Genomic DNA, 20,021 nt, shown 5'->3' with positions numbered 1-20,021 from the left:
TTTATATCCGCGGGGGGGGGGGTTTCCTCTCCCCCTGTCCGCCGGGTTCCGCGGGGCCCCCGCGCCCGGCGTGCGGCCGTGCCGGGACTCCTCGCGTCCGGCCGTCACCCGCCGCGCGACACGATCCCGCGCACGACGCCCAGCTCCACCAGGTCCTGGGGGCGCAGCCGGAGCTGATCGGCGGTGACCGGGGCCTGGTCGGCCTCCCTCTTGAGGATCGCCGAGGCGAGCTCGGGGGCGATGACGGAGAAGTAACTGTCCGGCGTGGCCCAGGTGTTGCCCGGCGCGGCCAGCGCGAGGGCCCCGCCCGAGCCGCCCTCGCCGACCAGGAGCGAGGTCACCGGGACCCGCGCCGCGGCGACCGCGGTGAACGCGTCCGCGATCGCCGGACCCGCCCCGGCACGCTCGGCCTCGGCGTCGTTGGCCGCTCCGGGAGTGTCGATAAGTGTCAGCACGGGGATCCCGAGCCGGTCCGCCAGCCGGACGAGCCGGGCGACGGTCCGGAAGCCCGCGGGGCGCGTCGCCGTCCCGTCCTGCGCGGCGTACGCGACGGTCCGTCCCTCGTGGAGTCCGAACCCGCACTCCACCCCGGGGTCCACCCCGCCCGCCCGGTCCCCGCGGATGGCCGCCCGGACGGTGAAGTAGGCGTCCAGATAGGCCCCGGAGCGGGGCCGTTCGGCGGACCGGGCCCGCACCACGGCCTCCCAGCCGCTGCCGGGCGCGGCGGCCTCGGCGAGCGCGCCGGGCGGGGGAGCGGCGGCGGGAGCCTCCCCGACCGACGCGGCGGACGGTGCGGCGGGCGCCCCGGAGTGGGCACCGCCGGACGCATCGCCGGCGGTCTTGCCGGGGGTCGTGCCGTCGGATGCCGCGTCGGCGGGCTCGCCGTCCCTCAGCAGCCGCAGCCACAGGGCGAGCGTCGGTCGCAGGTCCTCCGGTTCGACGAGCGCGTCCACGTGCCCGTACTCCCACTGGCTCTCCGCCGTGTACGCGGTCGGGTCGGCGTCCTGCGGACGGACCCGCGAGCCGGCGAAGGCCACCTGGGCTGAGGGGAGGGCGAGCACGACGTCCGCGCCCGCGCCCACCGTGGCCCAGCCGCCGCCGGTGGACGGGTCGCGCAGCACCGCGACATGGGGGACGCCGGCGTCCCGTAGCCGTACGGTCGCCTCCGCCACCCGCTGGAGCTGGGCCAGGGCGATCATGCCCTCCTGCATCCGGCTGCCGCCCGTCGCCACGAGCGACACCAGCGGGACCCGGTCCGCGAGCGCGGCGCGGTACGCGGCGACGAGCCGGTCGCCGGCCGCCTGTCCCAGCGAACCGCCGAGGAAGCCGAACTCGAAGGCGACCACGACCACCCGGCGACCGTCGATCGTCGCCCCGCCGTACAGGACGGACTCCTCCTCGCCGGTCCTCGCGGCGGCACGCGCGCGTGAGGCGTCGTATCCGGCCCAGCCGATCGGACCGTCCGGGAGCGGCGCGACGGTGGCCGGGGTCCGCAGCGGGGTGAAGTCGTCGGTGACCAGCGCGATCACCTGACGGGCCGTGAGGCGCTCAGCCATGGAGGGCCTCCGGGAGTGCCTTCTTCAGGAGCTTGCCCATGTCGTTGCGGGGCAGCGCGCGGAGGAAGTGGACGGTGCGCGGACGCTTGTGCGGGGCGAGGAGCCCGGCGACGTGATCCGCCAGCTCCTGTGCCGTCGGCGGCTTCTCCGCGTCCGCCAGCACCACCCACGCCACGATCCGCTCCCCGAGGTCCGGGTCCGGCGCGCCGGTCACGGCGGCCTCCCGCACCGCCGGATGGTCCAGGAGCGCGTTCTCTATCTCGCCGGCGCCTATCTTGTAGCCGCCGCTCTTGATCAGATCGGTGGCCTTGCGGCCCACGATCCGTACGTACCCGTCGGGTTCACGGACCGCCATGTCCCCGGTCCGGAACCAGTCCCCGTCGAACGCGGCCGCCGTCGCGTCCGGCCTGTTCAGATACGCGGAGAAGAGGTTCGGGCCCCTGACCTGGATCTCGCCGACGCTCTCCCCGTCGTACGCCCCCAACTCCGTGCCGTCCTCCTCCACCAGGCGCAGCCCCACGCCCCGCAGCGGCAGCCCGACGGACCCGGGGCGCGGGCGGGAGCCCACGGGGACGGACGTGTTCATCAGCGTCTCCGTCATTCCGTACCGCTCGATCACCGTCCGGCCCGTCGCCGCCGTGATCCGCTCGTGGTCGTGGACCGGCAGCGCCGCCGATCCCGAGACCAGCAGCCGCGCCTCGGCCAGCGCCCGTACCAGCGCCGGATCGTCCTCCAGCGCGTCCGCGATCCGGTGGTACATGGTCGGCACACCGAACAGCATCGTGCCGCCGCCCGCGCCGAGCTCCCGGGCCACGCCCTCCGTCGAGAACGTGCCGAGATGGCGGACCGATCCGCCGCGCCGCAGCGGGCCGAGGACCCCCAGGATGAGCCCGTGGACGTGGAACAGCGGCAGCGCGTGCACGAGGACGTCGTCCTCGGTCCACGCCCAGGCCTCCTCCAGGGCGTCGAGGGAGGCGGCGATCGCCCGCTGGGAGAGGACGACGCCCTTGGGCGGTCCGGTGGTGCCGGAGGTGTAGACGATCAGGGCGGGCGACTCGGATCCGTCCGACCCGCCGGTGAGGGCCGAGGGGACCGGGCCGACGTGCGTCACCGTCGTCCCGACGTCGATCCGCGGCAGTTCCGCGAGTCCCGCCGGCAGAACGTCCTCCGGCCCCGCCAGGACCACGCTCGGAGTGCTGTCGCCGAGGATGTGCGCCAGCTCCCGCTCCCCGGTGCGCGGGTTGAGCGGGATCGCCGGTACGTCGGCCAGAAACGCGGCCACCACCGCGACCGCCGTCCGGGCGGTCGGCGTGGCCCAGACGGCGACCCGCCCCGCGTCCGCGATCCGTGCCGCCAAGGCCCCGGCGGCCTCGGCCAGTTCCTCGTACGTCAGGGCGTCCGCGCCGAAGCGCAGTGCGGGTCGGTCCGAGCCGGCCACCAGGGCCGGGAAGAGCGCGCTCAACGGTCGTCCTCCTCGCGTAGCGGGATGCGAGAGGCATTCTTCCCCCGACTCAGGAGGGGCGCGCTGCGACCTTGCTCACCTCGGGGGAGCCACCGCCGTCCTCGGTCGGCCGGAGCGTCCGCATCCGCCCGTACGCGTAGACACAGCCGGCGAGGGCCAGGTCGGACAGGAGCATGAAGCCGATCGAATAGGAGTCCTTGGCGCTGTAGATCGCGCCCATCACGAGCGGCGGCACGAACCCGCCGAGCCCGCCCATCGCGCCGACGATGCCGGTGACGCTGCCGACCTGCGGCTGTGGGGTCACCTGGGAGACCAGCGCGAAGACCGAGCCGCTCGCCGTGCCGAGTCCGGCTGCCATGCAGAGCAGGGCGATCGTGCCGCCCGGATTCAGCGGCGGGTCGAAGGCCTGGACGATGGCGAAGACGGCGGCGAAGCCGAGCGCGCCGGCGGTGACGAGGGCCGGGTGGATCCGGTCCGAGAGCCAGCCGCCGATCGGCCGGAAGACGACGGTGACGAGGGCGAAACCGGCGGCCTTGGTGCCGGCGTCGGTCGGGTCGAGCTCGTACCAGGTCTTCAGATACGTCGGCAGGTACACCCCGAACGCGACGATGCCGCCGAAGCCGATGGCGTACAGCGCCGACAGTTCCCAGGTCACCCGCAGCCTGCCCGCCCTGCCCAGCCGGGACGCGAGGGAAGCCGTGGGCACCGGCCGGTCGGGGCGGTCGGTGATCAGGAACAGGGCGAGGGCGGCGTACGCGGCGAGGGCGATCGCGACGACGACGAACGGCAGGTTCTCCCCGTGTTTGGCCATGCGCGGGGTGAAGTAGCCGGAGAGCGCGACACCGCCCATGCCCATGCCGAAGACCCCGAGCGCCAGGCCCCGCTTGGCCGGTGGGAACCAGGAGTTGACCAGAGGGATGCCGATGGCGAAGGTCGTCCCGCCGAGGCCGAGGAGGAAACCGACGGCGAGCATCGCGCCGAAGGAGTTCTTCGCCGGGATCAGCAGCAGCACGGGCACGATCGTGAGCGCCGCGACGAGGGGGAACATCACCTTGGCGCCGTAGCGGTCGGTGAGCGCGCCGGCCGGGATCCGGCCCAGGGAGCCGACCAGGACCGGGACGGCGACGAGCAGCGACTGCTGGAACGAGCTGAGGTTCAGCCGGTCTCCGTAGTCCCCGGCCAGCGGCGCGATCAGGTTCCACGCCCAGAAGGTGAGCGTGAATCCGATCGTGGCCATGACCAGGTTCCGGTAGGCGGTGCCGGAGGGCTTCTCGAGGGAGTCCACGTGATCAGTCAATGTCGCGCCGCCGGTCGGGGCGCGCCGGATTGGGCCGTACGGGGCGGGCGGCGGCCCGGGCCGGTCCACGATCGTGGGGTGCGCCGGCTACGGCCAGTTCACCGTCGTGGGCGGGCGGCCGTCGTCCGCCACCACCAGGTGCGGGCCCTCCTGGGTCGCCGCCACCTCGACCGTGATCGCGGCGACCCCCTCCCGGCGGTGGGCCGCCGCCAGCGCGCCGCGCAGCACGGAGAGGATCCGTTCGGCGTCGGCCTCCTCGATGAGCGTGTCGACCGCGCCTGAGAAGTGCACCGAGGGCTGGAAGCCCAGCAGGACCGCCGCGCCGCCCGTCTCGCGCAGCACCCGCCCCCGGAAGGTCGTCGGCGCGTCGGCGGGCGGCTGCTGGAGGGCGAAGATGGTCGTCCGCACCTCCTGGATGGTGGAGTCCAGCTCGTCCACCGCCCGCCCCAGCAACGCGCTCTCGTCGGTCGACTCCGCCGCGCGCCGCCGCGTCGACTCCAGCATCATCTCGGTGGCGAACAGCCGCTGGACGACGAGGTCGTGCAGGTCCCGGGCGATCCGGTCGCGGTCCTCGTACACCGCCAGCTGCTCGCGGTCGTGCTGCGCGTCCGCGAGGACCAGGGCGAGGGCGGCCTGGGAGGCGAACTGCGAGGCGAGGAGGCGGTCCACCGCCGTGTACGGGCGCCCGCCGCGCCGCCGGGGGAGGGCGAGGGTGCCGATGAGCCGGCCGCCGCTCTGCAGCGGCAGCATCATCGACGGCCCGAACCGGGAGCGCACGTGGGTGGTCATCCGTGGGTCGGTGGCCGAGTCCTCCAAGAAGACCGGCTCACCGCCGAGCAGTTGCACGAGGACGGGCGAGCCCGGCGCGATCGTCGTGCCGACCAGGTCGCCCGGGTCGCCGACCGTCGAGGCGGCCACGATCTCCATCCCGCCCTCCTCGGTGGGCTGCAGGACGACCCCGGCCGAGGCGTCCGCGAGCAGCCGGGCCCGCTCGGCGACCGTCATCAGCGCGTCCTCCGCCGGCTTGCGGGTGAGCAGGGCCGTCGTCACCGCCGCCGCGCCCTCGATCCAGCGCTCCCGCTGACGGGCGGTCTCGTACAGCCGGGCGTTGCCGATGGCGATGCTGGCCTGCGAGGCGAGGACCCGCAGCAGTGCGAGGTCCTCCTCGGTGAAGCTCCCCTCGCGCTTCTCGGTGAGATAGAGATTGCCGAACACCTCCGTGTGGACGCGGATCGGGACACCGAGGAACGAGTGCATCGCGGGATGGCCCTCCGGGACCCCGCTGGAGCGCGGATCGGCCGTCAGGTCGTCGAGCCGCAGCGGCTGCGGGTCGTGGAGGAGGACGCCGAGGAGCCCGGTGTGGCCGTCGGGGAGCCGGGGGATGCGCTGCCGCTCGGCCTGCGTCATCCCGGCCGTGAAGAGTTCGGTGAGCCGGTGGCGCTCGGGGTCGACGACCCCGAGCGCTCCGTAGCGCGCGCCGGTCAGGTCGACCGCGGAGTCCACGATGTGCTGGAGCGTGGTCCGCAGTTCGAGATCGGTGCCGACACTCAGGACCGCTTCCAGAAGCATCGGCAGACGGGGAGCCGGGTCGTCCTGGTCCATGAGTGACATGCGCTTATTGTCGTACAAATGGGAGGGTTGTGACGATCATTCGGAGTCGGCCAGCGGGTCGAGGACCATCGGCTGGATCCTGCCCTCCAGCATCGCGCCGAGCCCGAGGATCGCGCAGACGTCCGGCCGCTCGGCGATGTGCACCGGCATGCCGGTCGCCTCGCGGAGCATCTGGTCGAGCCCGGGGAGCAGGGCGCTGCCGCCGACCATCATGATGCCGCGCTCGGCGAGGTCGGCGACGAGGTCGGGCGGGCACTCCCGCAGGATCTTGCCGATGCCGTCGAGGACGGCGGTCAGCGGGGTGTGGATCGCGTCGCGTACCGCGGCGGTGTCGACGGTCACCGAACGGGCGAGGCCGGTGGCCACGTCGCGGCCGTGGATCTCGGTGGAGCTCGGGCCCTGGAGGGTCAGACCGTTGCCGCTGAGGGCGAGTTGCAGCGGACGGACGGACTGGCTGGGCAGCATCAGCTCGTGCTGGTGGCGCAGGTGCTGGATGACCGCGTGGTCGATCGCGTCGCCGCCCACCGGGATCCGCTCGGCGGTGACGATGGAGCCCAGGGAGAGCACGGCGACCTGGGTGGTCGCCGCGCCGCAGACCATGATCATGGTCGCGGTGGGCTGCTCGACGGGGAGTCCGCAGCCCACGGCCGCCGCGATCAGGGTGTCGACCAGTTCGACCCGCCGGGCGCCGAGCCCGACGAGGGTCTCCACGGCGGCGCGCTGGGCGAGCGGGTCGCTGTCGTGCGGGGTGCTGGCGGCGGCGCGCAGCCGCGGCTTGCGGCGCAGTTGGCGACGGAGCTTCTCGCCGAGGAGGTGGCGCAGCATCCGCTGGGCCATCTCGATGTCGACGACGGTGCCGCCGGATACGGGGCGGACGACGCGGATGTAGTCGGGGGTGCGGCCGGTCATCTTCTCGGCGAGTGCGCCGACGGCGATCAGCGCGCCGGTACGGGTGTTCACAGCGGCGACACTGGGCTCGTCGACGACGAGCCCGGCGCCCTTGACGAAGACCCGGGTCCGGGCGGCCCCTAGGTCGACGGCGACATGGCAACGACGCAGCTGCTCAAGGCTGACGGTCACGGCAGATCCTCCGGAGTGCGGTGCTGGCACGAGCGAGGGTGGTACGCCGGTTTGCTTCGGCGTTCTGTTCGCATCGTGCGACCCCCACCGCCAAGCCGCGCGCTGGGCTGCGCCGCCCGGGGGTGCGATGCCGCCTGACGGCGGGTCGACACGAGCGGGCGCGAGCTCGCCACGGCAGGAGCTCGGCCCGCTCGTGGTCCGGGACGCGGACTCGGCGCGACGGGTGCGCCGCCGGGCGCTGGGGCGCGGTCCGGGTGCCGGGCGGTGCCTGGGTGCCGAGCGCGGCCCGGGCGTCGGGGCGGGGGCCGGCGTGGGTGAGTTCGGCTCGGACGTCATGTGGGTCGCTCGGGGTGCGGCGGGCGCGCGGCCCGCGCTCGAAACGCGGCGGCGGGGCGGTGCGCGCGGCCCGCGCCGCCTCCGGCCGCGCGGCCCCAGCCCCCGGGCCCCAGCCCCCGGCCCGCGCCGCCCGGCCCCAGGCCCCGGCCCCAGGCCCCCGGCCCGCGCCGGCGGGCGGGGCGGGCGTCAGAGCAGGCGTTGCAGGAGGCCCCAGGTGAACTCGGCGGCTCGGGGGGTTCCGTCGGGGAGGGTGAAGTCCAGGCGGAGGCGGGTGGGGGCGCTGCCGTCCCGGGCCTGGGCCGGAGGGAAGGCGTTGCCGACCTCGGGGAGGGTGCAGCTCCAGGGGTGCAGATCGGCCTCGGTGCGCAGTTCGGGGATGGGGGAGCCGGGCGCGCGGACCAGTCCGCTGCCCCAGACCGCCGTCGGCCTTCCCACGATCACCTGCCAGCGCAGCTCCGGCCAGAGCGGGAGCTCCCACTCCAGGAGCTCGGCGTCCAGCCGGGGGACCGCGCGGCGCGCCACGGGCTCCCCCAGGACGGAGCGGTAGCGGGCCGCCTCCCCAGGGCCCCGGCGGCCGTGCGCCCACGCCTGCCAGCGGCGGTTCGCCTCGCGCGACTCGGCCCGTGTCGCCCCCAGCGACCTGAGTGCTTCCTCGACCAGATCCGGCTGGTGGTCGGCCATACGGCGCAGCAGGACAAGCTGGAACTCGCGTGGCCCGAAAGGCTCGGACGGTCTCATGAGCCCATCCTGCCCGAAGCGGGAGAATCACGACGACACGCCGTCGACCTGGGGTTTCCTCACAGGATCCTCACGTTCCCGCCTACCTCTGGTGTCCTGTCGACACATACTCTGCGGCAGCCATGGACTACTGCCACCAGTGCCGACGGCACCTCAACGGCGCACTCGCCTGCGCCGGATGCGGGACCCCCGTCGAGGAGCTGCGGTACGAGACCCCCCAGCCGGTCGCCGCGCGCGCCGTCGCGGCCCAGCGCGTCGAGTACGTCGAGCCCCCTGCGCGTGTGGAGTACCAGGAGCGGGCCGAGCACATCTACGAACTGGACCCGCTCGAGCCGCCGCGCACGCCCGCTCCCGGAGGTCGGGCCGCCGCCCGCCGCGGCGCGGCGTCGGGGCGGAGCGGTGCCCGCCGCAACCGGCGGGCGCGCAGCCGCAGGGGGCGCAACGTCCTGGTGGGCACGCTCGGCATCGTCCTCGCGGCGGGTGCCCTGAGCGTGGCGAAACTGGCCCTCGAACCCGAGGACGAGGGCGGCGCCGCCACCGCCGTACAGGAGGAGGAGGTCGTCGAGACCTCGCTGCCGCCGCTCCCCTCGGACAGCGTGACGGCCCCGGAAGGGCCGACCCCGGTCACGGTGACGAAGTCCGCCACCCCCAAGGACTCGGACGCGCCCGCGCCCGGCCACACGGGCATACCCGGTCAGGGGTCCGGTGGTCAGGGCTCCGGCGGCTCGGGCGGTGGCGGCGGCTCGCAGGGCTCCGGAGGCGGGCCCCCGGGCGGTGCGCCGTCCGGCTCGCCCTCCGCCTCGTCCTCGCAGACCGGTCCCACGCCGACCGGCTCCGGAAGCGCCACCGCGACCCCGCCCGGCGGTTCGCCGACGGCCCCCACGCCCAGCCCCACGCCGTCTCCGACGCCGACGTGCACGTGGATCATCTTCTTCTGCGTCTAGGGGCTCCCCGGGTGCGGAGCAGGCGTCAGCCCACGTCCTCGCCCAGCATGCGCTTCAGCAGATCCCGCAGCAGCGCGCGCTCGTCCGCCGTGAGCTGTCCGAGCGGCTCGCGCGCGAAGTCCAGCGAGTCGCGCAGTCGGCCGGCGGTGTCCAGGCCCTCCGGGGTCGGCGCGGCCAGCTTGACGCGGCGGTCGGCCGGGTCGGGGCGGCGCTCCACCAGGCCGCGCGATTCGAGCCGGTCGATGATTCCGGTGACGTTCGACGGCTCGCACTTCAGCTTCTGGGCGATCTTCCGCATCGGGACCGGCTCCAGGGTGAGCAGTCCGAGGACCCTCGCCTGGGCGCCGGTCAGCGCGTGCTCCGCGGCCGCCTGCTCGTACTCCGCGTAGTACCGCGCCACGACCGTGCCGATCAGCTCGACGACTTCGCGGGTGAGGGGGTCTGAGGGTGAGGTGGCCATGGGCTCCATCCTACCCAGATGCTTGACAACATGAAATATCCAGGAGCATGGTTGTTTCAGGTAGTGAAACATTCTGTTCCAGGAGGCCGTACCGATGTCCGTAATCCCCGCGTCCAGCCGTGAGTGGCACCTCGTCGCCCGTCCGCACGGCTGGCCGACCCCCGCGGACTTCGCGCTCCGTGAGACCCCCGTCACCGAGCCCGCCGAGGGCCGGATCCTGGTCAAGAACCTGCACTTCTCGGTCGACCCGTACATGCGCGGCCGGATGAACGACGTGAAGTCGTACATCCCGCCGTTCAAGCTCGACCACCCCATGGACGGCGGCGCGGTCGGCCAGGTCATCGCGTCCAACGCGGAGGGCTTCGCCGTCGGCGACCACGTCCTGCACGGTCTCGGCTGGCGCGAGTACGCCGACGTGCCCGCCCAGCACGCCACCAAGGTCGACCCGGAGCTGGCCCCCCTCTCCAGCTACCTCGGCGTCCTCGGCATGACGGGCCTCACCGCCTACGCCGGACTCTTCGAGGTCGCCTCCTTCAAGGAGGGCGACGCGGTCTTCGTCTCCGGCGCGGCCGGTGCCGTCGGCGGCCAGGTCGGCCAGATGGCGAAGCTCAAGGGCGCCTCCCGGGTCATCGGCTCCGCCGGCTCCGACGAGAAGGTCAAGCTCCTCATCGAGGAGTACGGCTTCGACGCCGCCTTCAACTACAAGAACGGCCCGGTCAAGGACCAGCTCCGTGAGGCCGCCCCGGACGGCATCGACGTCTACTTCGACAACGTCGGCGGCGACCACCTCGAAGCCGCGATCTCCTCGCTCAACGTGCACGGCCGCGCCACCATCTGCGGCATGATCGCGCAGTACAACGACACCGAGCCGGTGCCGGGTCCGCGCAACATGGCCATGATCATCGGCAAGCGGCTGCGCCTCCAGGGCGTCCTCGTCGGCGACCACTACGGCCTGCAGCAGCAGTTCGTCCAGGAGGTCGGCGGCTGGCTGCGCTCCGGCGAGCTGAAGTACAACGAGACCGTCGTCGAGGGCATCGAGAACAGCGTGGACGCCTTCCTCGGCCTGCTCCGCGGGGACAACACCGGAAAGATGATCGTTTCGGTGACCGGCTAGTCTTCCCTCAGCCGTCGCGATCGTGGGCGCGAGTCGCGGCGAACCAGCAGAAGGAAGACCCGCATGTCCATTCAGCAGTCCGACGTCCTGTACACCGCCGTCGCCACCGCCGAGAACGGGCGCGACGGCCGTGTGGCCACCGACGACGGTCAGCTCGATGTCGTCGTGAACCCGCCGAAGGCCATGGGTGGCTCCGGTGCCGGCACCAACCCCGAGCAGCTCTTCGCCGCCGGGTACAGCGCCTGCTTCCAGGGCGCGCTGGGCGTCGTGGCCCGTAACGAGAACGCCGACATCTCGGGCTCGACCGTCACCGCCGAGGTCGGCATCGGCAAGAACGACGACGGCTTCGGCATCATCGTCAAGATCTCGGCGACCATCCCGAACGTGGATGTCGAGACCGCGAAGAGCCTGATCGAGAAGGCCCACCAGGTCTGCCCGTACTCCAAGGCGACCCGCGGCAACATCACGGTCGAACTGGCCGTCTGATTTTGCGCGTACGCTTGATGTGGGCCGCACCCCGACCGACCGGGGTGCGGCCCTCTTGCGTCAGGGCACCGGTCAGCGCGTCAGCAGAGCCCGGCCGACCTGCGCGAACGCGCCCTTCGGGTGGTCCCGGAAGAGCGGCTCCGTGCCGAACAGGACCACCGGCGCACCGTGCGCCGCCGTCCCGCTGACCACAGACGCCTGCCCGGCCGCGTCCCCCGGACCGCCCCGGCCGTCCGCGAGCGGCCGCCAGTGCCCGGAGACGAGCGGATCGGCCGCCGCGTAGGACTGCTCGGTCCGCACCCCCGCTCCCAGCCCCGTGAACCACAGCGGCGCGTAGACGAAGCTGTGCCCGGGAGCGCCGCCCGTGATCGCGCCGCCCGCGTTGCGGACCGTCACGACACCGTTCGCGTCCCCGTTGCCCGCCACCGCCGTGGCCGGGAGCAGCCCCGCCGCCGCGTTGAACGCCGCGCCCGCCGAGCCGATCCCCACCACACCCGCACCGCTCGCCCGCAGCGCATCCCGCGCGGCCGGCGTGAGCTTCCCGTACTCCAGACCCCGCGACACGAACAGCACGTCGGCCGTCGACCAGTCGAAGCCCGCGTTCAGGATCTCCGTCGAGACCGGGACGACCTCGAAGCCCATCTCGCGCAGTGCGAACAGCTCACCGGCCGTCACCGAGGCGGCGACCCTGGTCCGCTCCAGCGGCGCCGCGCCCCGCTCCTTCGTGGCCCGGAACACCACCCCGTACCGGTCCGCGAGCACCCGCGCCGCGCCCCGCGCCGACGCCGGCACCATCGCCGCGCCGTCGGCCGTCCGGCGCACCCTCACCCCCTGCGCCAGCAGCGCGTTCACCGCGGCCAGCTCCTTCGGGTCGTCGAGCCGCAACAGCAGGTCCCCGAAGGGCGCGACCGAGCCCGTGGGGGCCGCGGCGTGGACCGGCCGCACCACGCGAGGCACCGGACCGTGCTCGATCCTGCGCACCGTCGCGCCCCACAGCAGCCCGAGGCTCCAGCCCGAGATGTCGTACATCGTCGACACGTCCGCGCTGATGTCGCGGCCCTCCGCCAGGATCACGTTCGCCATCCCGCGCTTGGGCTGGCGCATGTCGACGACGTACGAGCCGTCGACGGCCCGCCCGACCCGCACGTCGTTGGCGACCAGATGGTCCACGAGCCGTGCCGCGGCCACCGCCGAGGCTCCCCCGGACTTCGTCCGGGGGTGCCCCCAGCTCCCGCCCGCCGGAATGACGTACGCGCGCGGGAACGTGGTCGTGTACACGTCCTCCGGACCGATCCCCGGCACCCCGGGCACCGTCTCCTCGGAGACCGGCCGCTGCGCCTCGCCCGCCGCGCCCCGCCGGAACGTCTCGATCTGGTCGGCGAGCACCGACGCGCGGTGCGTGTCCGTGTGGTCGAGCGTGGCGCGCATCGCCGCGCCCGCGATGTCGACGTTGATCGCCGCCCGGCGGCGCAGCTCCGCCTCGGGCAGCGTGTCGTACGCCTGGTTGTTCACCGTCATCGGGAACTCGATGGTGTGCGCGGCCACGGCGCCCTGGAACGGCATGTACTGCGGGGTGAAGATCGGCGGCCAGTCGTCCCAGCCCTCCTGCTCGTCGCGGAAGGGGATGACCGCCGGACGGACCCCGTCCTTCGCGGGCGTGTAGCCGAGTCCGTTGACCGCCTTCTCCATGCCGAGCGCGTTGGCGTAGGCGTTCTTCAGGAACAGGTCGTACTCGTAGTTCTCGCCGTGCGGCGGCGTCGTCGGCTCGATCAGCGTGCCGTTGACGTACCCGTGCAGATCCAGCATCACGGCCGGCTGCTTGTCGATGGCGATCCGCCGGATCGCGCGGGCCTCGGGCTGGGACGCGGTGACGAAGTCCCGGTTGAGGTCGAAGCCGTTGCCGTTGGCGCGGGTGCCGGCGATCCGGCCGTCGGGGTTGGCGGTGACGTTCAGATAGACCCGGGTCCTCGCGAGCAGTCCGGCGGTCTTGCGGTCGGTGGCGGTGGCCAGCTCCTCGATGAGCTCCAGGGCGGCGTCCGTGCCCTCCCACTCGTTGCCGTGGATGTTGTTGTTGATGAAGACGGGCGTCTTGTACGCGGCCTTCAGCCGGGTGTCCTTCGCCGCGGCGGCGGGCGCGTTCTCGATCCGCTCGCGCATCCGCTCCTGCTCGCGGGTCTCGCGGGCGCTCTCCGGGGCGGTGACGGTCACCAGATACAGCTCGTGCCCGCCCGCCGACCACCCGGCGACCTCGACGCTCACCCGGTTCCCCAGCTTCTGCAGCGCGTTGAGACGCGGGGCGAGGGAGTGGTACGGCGCGAGCCCCAGCTTGATCGACTTGTCGGCCGGGTCGACGGGCGGGACGGCGAGGTCCGTCCGCCGCGGATAGCCGTCGCCCGTGCGGAGCGGGGTGTCGGCAGGGGTGAGGGAGGAGCGCGGCGCGAACGTGCGCGGCGGCGCCGCGGTGTCACGCCCGGCCCCTTCGCGTAAGGGCCCGGGCTCGGACGCGCTGCCGTGCCCGTGCGCGAAGGGACCGGGCGCGGCGCTCGCGGGCAGCGCGGTGAGGACCAGCGCGCCGAGGAGCGCGCCGCTGACGGTGGTGATCAGGACGGGTCCGGGTTTCGCCATACGTACGCAACCTCCGTAAGTGATCAGTACGCAGGGGTCTACCCTGTCGTGCCCCGGACAACAAGAGGGCCTCCGACGCAGGCCCGATAGGGTGATCCCATGCGTGATTTCGGGGCCGGTCTCGGTTATCTGGTACAGGGTCAGAAGTGGGTGGGCCGGCACGGTCGATGGTTCGGGTTCGGGCTGCTCCCCGGTCTCGTGACCCTCGTGCTGTACATCGGCGCGCTCGTCGGCCTCGGCTACGGGGCGGACGACCTGACGGCCTGGGCGACCCCGTTCGCCGACGACTGGTCCTCGCCCTGGCAGGGGCTCCTGCGCACCACCCTGACCGTCCTGACCTTCGGCTTCGGGCTCTTCCTCGCGGTCGTCACCTTCACCGCCGTGACCCTGCTGGTCGGCCAGCCCTTCTACGAGTCACTGTCCGAGGAGGTCGACCGCAGTGAGGGCGGCGAGGTCCCGGAGTCGGGCCTGCCGCTCTGGCGCGAGCTGTGGATCTCCGCACGCGACAGCCTCAAGGTCGTGCTGCGGGTCGCGTTGTACGGCGTGCTGCTCTTCGCCTGCGGCTTCATCCCCGTCGTCGGACAGACCGTCGTGCCGGTGATCGGCTTCTGCGTCTCCGGCTTCTTCCTCGCCGAGGAACTGACCGCCGTCGCCCTCCAGCGCCGCAGCGTCGAGCTGAAGGAGCGGCTGCGGCTGCTGCGCGGCCGCCGCATGCTGACCCTGGGCTTCGGCGTCCCGCTGACCCTGTCGTTCCTGGTGCCGTTCGTGGCCGTGTTCCTGATGCCGGGCGCGGTCGCGGGCGCGACGCTGATGGTCCGGGACCTGCGCGGGGAGAACGCGGACGACGCCGAGCCGGCCGCGGCCCCGGCCCCGGCGGCGCCCGCTCCGGTCCCGACGCCGGGCAACCCGTACCGGAAGGGCTAGGGCGTCCCCTTCGGATCTCGCCGGGCTCTGATCCGGCCTGATCCGAACGGAAGACCCCGGACGGTGAACCCTCCGGGGCTCAGCCGACCTCGGCGAGCGCGTACCCCGCCTCTTCGCTCCCCGCGTCGGCGACGCGCTCGCCGTCCGGGCCCCACGCTCCGGCGGCGCCGCAGGCCACACCGTCCTCGTTGGCCCCCAGTGCGTTGCCGAGCACCACGTACAGGCCGAAGTCCCGGGCCCGTACCGGATAGACCTTCTCGAACGAGTCGTTGTCGGCGGCCAGCACCGAGCTCGCCAGATAGACCGTGCAGCCGTCGGCGGCGGCCCGCCGCGCGAGCTCCGGGAACCGGTTGTCGTAGCAGGTGGCCGTCGCGAACCGCACCCCGTCGAGGGTGAAGCGGCCGTCCGTCCCGCCCGGCGCGAAGATCTCCTGCTCGACGCCGTACAGATGCCGCTTGTCGTAGCGGGTGAGCAGCGAGCCGTCCGCTCCGATCACCAGCGAGGTCACCCCGATCCCGCCGTCGGCGGTGCGCACCGGCCCGTTGACGACCGCCGCCGCACCGGCCGCGCGGCAGGCCTCCCGGACCGCTTCGAGGCGCTCGTCGTCCTCGGAGAGCACCAGCGCCGGAGTGTCCCGGACGAGGCTGGGTTCGTAGCCGGTCAGGCAGAGCTCGGCGAAGACGACCAGCCGTGCGCCGTCGGCGCCCGCCGCCCTGATCAGCCCGGCGACGGTGCGGACGTTGGCGTCGATGTCCCCGGCGACCGGGGCGAACTGCGCTGCTGCGACGATCATGACCGTCATCATCTCGCGCGCCCTGCCGACGGGGAACCCCGGGACGGCTACCGAGCGGCGGCCACGGCGATGATCGCCCGGACCTGGGCGATGATGTCCAGCCGGTTGCGTACGAACTCCGGGTCGGTGACCGCGCCCGTCGCCGGGTCCGTGTTGCCCGCGCCGAACTGCAGGACCGGGGTGTGGACATGGCCGCCGGGAAGCTCCCGCAGTCCGAGCCGGTCGCGCAGCAGGGTCGCGCGGTAGGCGATCTCGTTGGAGAGGTAGTCCCCGCCGCCGCCGGAGCGCGCCGTGGAGCCCGGTGTCGGACCTCCCGGGCGGGATACGGGAGTGCTCGACCCGGCCGGGATCTCGGTCACCGCCGTGTTGTCGTACACCGGGAAGCGCCCGGTGCTCGCGGCGACGATCGAGGCGTACGGGAGGGTGGTCGCCGTCCACTGGGGCTGGGTGGCAGCGTCGGCGACCGGGACGGTCTCCGTGCGCGAAAGGTTCTCGTTGTCGGGGAATCCGCCCCGCCAGGCACCGTTGAACCGCTCGATGTCGAAGCGGCCGATCCGGCCCTGGCTGACCGTGGTGAAGAGGTCGGCCTTCGGCAGCTGGTCCCGGAGCGTCCGCTCGACGGTCCCCTCGGCGAAGTCCTGCCAGCGGACCGGGAAGACGGCCGTCTCGATCCGGGCGAGGCTCCCGTCGGACGTGCGGATCCAGGTGCCGTCCAGGGCGAGCGCGGTGGCCCCGGACGGGTTGCTGATCCGCACGTCCCGGTCGAGCGTGAACGGGTCGAACCCGGTCATCAGGATCCGCTTCACGCCCTTGCCGGCCGGGAAGCGGACGGCGTCCTGGCCGCGCGAGGAGCGTTCGAGCCGGTCGAGCAGCCGGGCCCGTCCCTCGTCGGTGAGCGCGAACTCCGGCTGCCAGGAGCGCAGTTCACGAGTCAGACCCAGCCGTGCCCAGTACAGCGGTCGATCGTCGTCCCGGCTCAGATCGCCCCGGACGCGACGGCCCTGTGCCCGGTCGACCGCGTCCCGCCAGAGCCGTTCCCCGTGCCGTGCGACCGTCCCCTCGGCCTCCCGGTACGAGCCGGCGCCGGCGAGCGCGCGGGCGAACTCCGGTGCCACGGAGTCGAATCCGGCGCGCCGCAGGATCTCCTGGGGCGCGGCGCGGTCGAGCCGGGCCTCCTCGACGGTGCACGAGCAGGCCGCGTCGGCGTCGGCGGACGCGGGAGGTGTCGCCGCGACCAGCGTGGCGGTGATCAGGGCGAGGCCGAGCGAGGCATGGCGTATCCGGGACAGCACAGGCGAGCCCTCCGTCGGGTCGGGAACCGGCCCGCGCAGTATCCCGACTCACCCGCAACTCCCGCTACAGGGCCCTCACTTGTCGCCGCCGTACAGAAGGCGCAGAAAGTCCCGGAACGCCTCCGGCATGTCGACCGTCGCCGGGTCGAGCAACCACTGGTACTGCAGTCCGTCCATCACGGCCGTCAGGATCGGCGCCGCCCGCTCCGGGGTCAGCCCGCTCGGCAGGCGCTCGCCGAACTCCATGCGCAGGACGTTCGCCATCTCGTCGCGGACCTGGGTGTAGCGCTCGGTGAAGAACGCGCGCGCCGGATGCTCCTCGGTCACGCTCTCGCCGAGCAGGGCCGAGAAGGTCTGCACGATCCCCGGCCGCATGGCGTTGTACTCGACGAGCGAGTCGAGCAGATCGAGCCGCCAGCCCTCGCGCGACCCGGCCCCGCTCGTGTCCCACTTGTCGCGCTCCGCGAGGACCGCGACGAGCAGGGCCTCCTTCGTGGGGAAGTAGTGCAGGAGCCCCTGCTGCGTCAGGCCGACGCGCTCGGCGACGGCGCCGAGTGACGCGCCCCGGTAGCCACGCTCGGCGATCACTTCGAGGGCCGCGCCCACGATGTCCGCCCGCCGCTCCTCGCTCCTGGCCCGCACCATCGCCGTGGCCCCCTCTCCCTGTCGCAACCTGCCGGAAGTCCTTTCCCCCAGGACCGTACGGCATCTCAAGATTACGAAACGGTAACGTAACCTACCGATCTACAGGTAACCGGTCCACCATGGGCGCCACAACGACTTCAACGAGGAGGCACGGCCATGGCGGAGATCAGCGCGGAGACCGTTCGGGAACAGGCCGTCGAGGCGGCGCTCGGCAAGCTCGACCTGGACACCAAGGCGCGGCTGCTCGCCGGCCAGGACATGTGGTCGCTCCCGGCCCTGCCCGAGATCGGGCTGGCCTCCCTGGTCATGTCCGACGGCCCGATCGGCGTCCGGGGCGTCCGCTGGACCGCCGACGACCCCTCCATCGCCCTGCCGTCCCCGACCGCGCTCGCCGCCGCCTGGGACCCCTCCCTCGCCCGCCGCGCCGGCCGGCTCCTCGCCCAGGAGGCCCGCCGCAAGGGCGTCCACGTCCTGCTCGCCCCGACCGTCAACCTGCACCGCACTCCGCTGGGCGGCCGCCACTTCGAGTGCTACTCCGAGGACCCGTACCTCACCGGCGAGATCGGCACCGGCTACGTCCAGGGAGTCCAGGACGGCGGCGTCGGCACCACCGTCAAGCACTTCGTGGGCAACGACGCCGAGACCGACCGCTTCACCGTCGACAACACGGTCGCCCCGCGCCCGCTGCGCGAGCTCTACCTCGCACCCTTCGAGGCCATCGTCAAGAACGCTCACCCCTGGGGCATCATGACCGCCTACAACCAGGTCAACGGCGTGACCATGACCGAGCACCGCCATCTCGTCAACGAGGTCCTGCGCGGCGAGTGGGGCTTCGACGGCTGCAACGTCTCCGACTGGATGGCCGCCCGCTCCACCAAGGGCGACATCGAGGGCGGCCTCGACGTCGCCATGCCCGGCCCGCAGACCGTCTACGGCGAGGCGCTCGCCGCCGCCGTCCGGGCCGGCGAGGTCGAGGAGTCCACGGTCGACGCCGCCGTACGGAACGTCCTGCGGCTCGCCGCCCGCGTCGGCGCCCTCGAAGGCGCCCCGCCGGTCGTCACCGAACAGCCCGGGACGATCGACGGCGAGGCACTCGCCCGCGAGATCGCCCACCGGGGCTTCGTCCTCGTACGCAACGAGAACGACGCGCTGCCGCTGGCCGCGGGCGGCACCGTCGCCCTCTCCGGAGCCGGCGCCCGCGACGCCCGCGTCCTCGGCGGCGGCTCCGCCCAGGTCTTCCCCGACCACACGGTCTCCCCGCTCGACGGCCTCACCGCCGCCCTCGCCGAGGGCGCCCTCACCTTCACCGTCGGCGCCGACCCCAGCGACGAACTCACCCCCGCCGGCTCGGTCTCGTCCGGCTTCACCCTCCGGGCCGTCTGCCGCGACGCCGACGGCACCGTCCTCGGCGAGGGCAGCCTGCCCAACGGCCAGGTCCAGTGGATCGGCGACGACCTCCCGGCCGGCGTCACCCACGAGGCCCTCGCCTCCATCGAGGTCACCGGTACGTTCACCCCGCGGGAGTCCGGCGAGCACTCCTTCGGCACCCGCGGCCTCGGCGCCTTCACCCTCGCCGTCGCCGGCGAGACCGTCTTCGACGGCGTCCAGGCGATGGGCCCGGAGACCGACCCCTTCGAGGCGTTCTTCGGCGCCCCCGTCGAGCGCGCCAGGGTCACCCTCACCGCGGGCGAGACCGTCGAGGTGTCGCTCCTCCACCCCTTGGACAAGGAGTTCGCGGCCCCGCTGCCGGCCGTCATGTTCTCCTTCGTCCACCTCGGTCCGCGCCGTGACCCCGACGAACTGATCGCCGAAGCCGTCGAGGCCGCCCGAGCCGCCGACACCGCCGTCGTGGTCGTCGCCACCACCGAGCGCGTCGAGTCCGAGGGCTTCGACCGCAAGGACCTCGCCCTCCCCGGCCGCCAGGACGACCTCGTCCGTGCCGTGGCCGCCGCCAACCCCAACACCGTCGTCGTCGTCAACGCCGGCTCCCCGGTCGAGATGCCCTGGCGCGACGACGTCGCCGCGATCCTGCTCAGCTGGTTCCCCGGCCAGGAGGGCGGCGCCGCGCTCGCGGACGTCCTCACCGGCGCCGCCGAGCCCGGCGGCCGGCTCCCCACCACCTGGCCCGTCGCCCTCGCCGACGTCCCCGTGACCGAGGTCACCCCGACCGACGGGAAACTCGCCTACACCGAGGGCGTGTTCATCGGCTACCGCGCCTGGGACAAGGCGGGCGTCACCCCCGCGTACGCCTTCGGCCACGGTCTCGGCTACACCACGTGGACCTACGACTCCCTGGAGGTCACCCCGGAGACGGCGAGGGTCCGGATCACCAACACCGGCACCCGCACCGGCCGCGAGGTCGTCCAGATCTACCTGGCCCCGACGGCGACCGCGTCGATCGGCGCGCAGGACGCGACGGTGGAGCGCCCCGCGCGGTGGCTGGCCGGCTTCGGCTCCGTCGAAGCGGGCGCGGGCGAGTCCGTCGAGGTCGAGATCCCGCTGCCGCGCCGCGCCTTCGAGATCTGGGACGAGGAGACCGACGGCTGGGCCTTCGTCCCCGGTACGTACGAGGTCAGGGCCGCGCACTCGCTCGCCGAGGCGCACCTGACGGCCACGCTGGAGGTCTGACCTCCCATGATCGGCCCCGGGGCGGAACCT

At 73.3% G+C, this 20,021-nt stretch carries 16 protein-coding genes; 5 read left to right on the top strand and 11 right to left on the bottom strand.

What is annotated here, in order from left to right; genetic code table 11:
- Positions 1-104: 104 nt before the first annotated feature.
- The 6 genes from ACFQ7Q_RS08060 to ACFQ7Q_RS08035 form a co-directional block, all read right to left on the bottom strand.
- Complete coding sequence (locus tag ACFQ7Q_RS08060; RefSeq protein WP_383551162.1) at positions 105-1,556, bottom strand: carboxyl transferase domain-containing protein; 1,452 nt, start codon at positions 1,554-1,556, stop codon at positions 105-107.
- Positions 1,549-3,018: an acyl-CoA synthetase gene (locus ACFQ7Q_RS08055; protein ID WP_383551160.1), complete on the bottom strand. Its 1,470-nt coding sequence runs from the start codon at positions 3,016-3,018 to the stop codon at positions 1,549-1,551. The genes ACFQ7Q_RS08060 and ACFQ7Q_RS08055 overlap by 8 nt, the downstream gene beginning before the upstream one ends.
- 49 nt (positions 3,019-3,067) lie before the next feature.
- On the bottom strand, positions 3,068-4,255 hold the full coding sequence (locus ACFQ7Q_RS08050; protein WP_383551201.1) for an MFS transporter: 1,188 nt from the start codon (positions 4,253-4,255) through the stop codon (positions 3,068-3,070).
- A 147-nt stretch (positions 4,256-4,402) separates the two neighbouring features.
- Positions 4,403-5,926 (bottom strand): GAF domain-containing protein, encoded by a 1,524-nt coding sequence (locus ACFQ7Q_RS08045; protein ID WP_383551158.1) that lies wholly within the window; start codon positions 5,924-5,926, stop codon positions 4,403-4,405.
- 36 nt (positions 5,927-5,962) lie between these two features.
- Positions 5,963-7,006 (bottom strand): rod shape-determining protein, encoded by a 1,044-nt coding sequence (locus tag ACFQ7Q_RS08040; protein ID WP_383551156.1) that lies wholly within the window; start codon positions 7,004-7,006, stop codon positions 5,963-5,965.
- Positions 7,007-7,528: 522 nt separating this feature from the next.
- Positions 7,529-8,080, bottom strand: a complete 552-nt coding sequence (locus tag ACFQ7Q_RS08035) for a hypothetical protein (RefSeq protein WP_383551154.1) — start codon at positions 8,078-8,080, stop codon at positions 7,529-7,531.
- 122 nt (positions 8,081-8,202) lie between these two features.
- On the opposite strand from ACFQ7Q_RS08035, the gene ACFQ7Q_RS08030 reads away from it, so the two are divergent.
- Positions 8,203-9,024 carry a hypothetical protein gene (locus tag ACFQ7Q_RS08030; protein ID WP_383551152.1) on the top strand — a complete coding sequence of 274 codons (822 nt, stop codon included), beginning with the start codon at positions 8,203-8,205 and terminating at the stop codon, positions 9,022-9,024.
- 25 nt (positions 9,025-9,049) lie between these two features.
- Here ACFQ7Q_RS08030 and ACFQ7Q_RS08025 read toward each other — a convergent pair whose 3' ends face one another.
- Positions 9,050-9,484: a MarR family winged helix-turn-helix transcriptional regulator gene (locus ACFQ7Q_RS08025; protein WP_383551150.1), complete on the bottom strand. Its 435-nt coding sequence runs from the start codon at positions 9,482-9,484 to the stop codon at positions 9,050-9,052.
- 94 nt (positions 9,485-9,578) lie between these two features.
- On the opposite strand from ACFQ7Q_RS08025, the gene ACFQ7Q_RS08020 reads away from it, so the two are divergent.
- Both ACFQ7Q_RS08020 and ACFQ7Q_RS08015 read left to right on the top strand, forming a co-directional pair.
- Positions 9,579-10,598 (top strand): NADP-dependent oxidoreductase, encoded by a 1,020-nt coding sequence (locus ACFQ7Q_RS08020; RefSeq protein WP_383551148.1) that lies wholly within the window; start codon positions 9,579-9,581, stop codon positions 10,596-10,598.
- Between the two features lie 63 nt (positions 10,599-10,661).
- A complete protein-coding gene (locus tag ACFQ7Q_RS08015) occupies positions 10,662-11,084 on the top strand; it encodes an organic hydroperoxide resistance protein (RefSeq protein WP_352189301.1) in 423 nt (140 codons plus the stop codon).
- Positions 11,085-11,156: 72 nt separating this feature from the next.
- Here the strand turns inward: ACFQ7Q_RS08015 and ACFQ7Q_RS08010 are convergent, their stop codons facing one another.
- Complete coding sequence (locus ACFQ7Q_RS08010) at positions 11,157-13,709, bottom strand: M14 family zinc carboxypeptidase (RefSeq protein ID WP_383551146.1); 2,553 nt, start codon at positions 13,707-13,709, stop codon at positions 11,157-11,159.
- A 99-nt stretch (positions 13,710-13,808) separates the two neighbouring features.
- On the opposite strand from ACFQ7Q_RS08010, the gene ACFQ7Q_RS08005 reads away from it, so the two are divergent.
- On the top strand, positions 13,809-14,633 hold the full coding sequence (locus ACFQ7Q_RS08005; RefSeq protein ID WP_383551144.1) for an EI24 domain-containing protein: 825 nt from the start codon (positions 13,809-13,811) through the stop codon (positions 14,631-14,633).
- Positions 14,634-14,712: 79 nt separating this feature from the next.
- On the opposite strand, the gene ACFQ7Q_RS08000 is transcribed toward ACFQ7Q_RS08005, so the two are convergent.
- The 3 genes from ACFQ7Q_RS08000 to ACFQ7Q_RS07990 all read right to left on the bottom strand — a co-directional run bounded on the left by ACFQ7Q_RS08000 (position 14,713) and on the right by ACFQ7Q_RS07990 (position 17,363).
- Positions 14,713-15,426, bottom strand: coding sequence for a carbon-nitrogen hydrolase family protein (locus ACFQ7Q_RS08000; protein WP_383551142.1), 714 nt, complete (start codon positions 15,424-15,426; stop codon positions 14,713-14,715).
- Positions 15,427-15,473: 47 nt separating this feature from the next.
- Positions 15,474-16,715 carry a pyroglutamyl peptidase gene (locus tag ACFQ7Q_RS07995; protein WP_383551199.1) on the bottom strand — a complete coding sequence of 414 codons (1,242 nt, stop codon included), beginning with the start codon at positions 16,713-16,715 and terminating at the stop codon, positions 15,474-15,476.
- A gap of 78 nt (positions 16,716-16,793) precedes the next feature.
- On the bottom strand, positions 16,794-17,363 hold the full coding sequence (locus ACFQ7Q_RS07990) for a TetR/AcrR family transcriptional regulator (RefSeq protein ID WP_383551197.1): 570 nt from the start codon (positions 17,361-17,363) through the stop codon (positions 16,794-16,796).
- Positions 17,364-17,519: 156 nt separating this feature from the next.
- Here ACFQ7Q_RS07990 and ACFQ7Q_RS07985 point away from each other — a divergent pair, with 156 nt between their 5' ends.
- Positions 17,520-19,991, top strand: coding sequence for a glycoside hydrolase family 3 protein (locus tag ACFQ7Q_RS07985; RefSeq protein WP_383551140.1), 2,472 nt, complete (start codon positions 17,520-17,522; stop codon positions 19,989-19,991).
- Positions 19,992-20,021 lie beyond the last annotated feature (30 nt).

This window comes from Streptomyces sp. NPDC056527, assembly GCF_042794475.1.
Taxonomy (GTDB): domain Bacteria; phylum Actinomycetota; class Actinomycetes; order Streptomycetales; family Streptomycetaceae; genus Streptomyces.
Note: the sequence above shows the minus strand (reverse complement) of the source record. Positions and strands in the feature narration are given on the sequence as shown.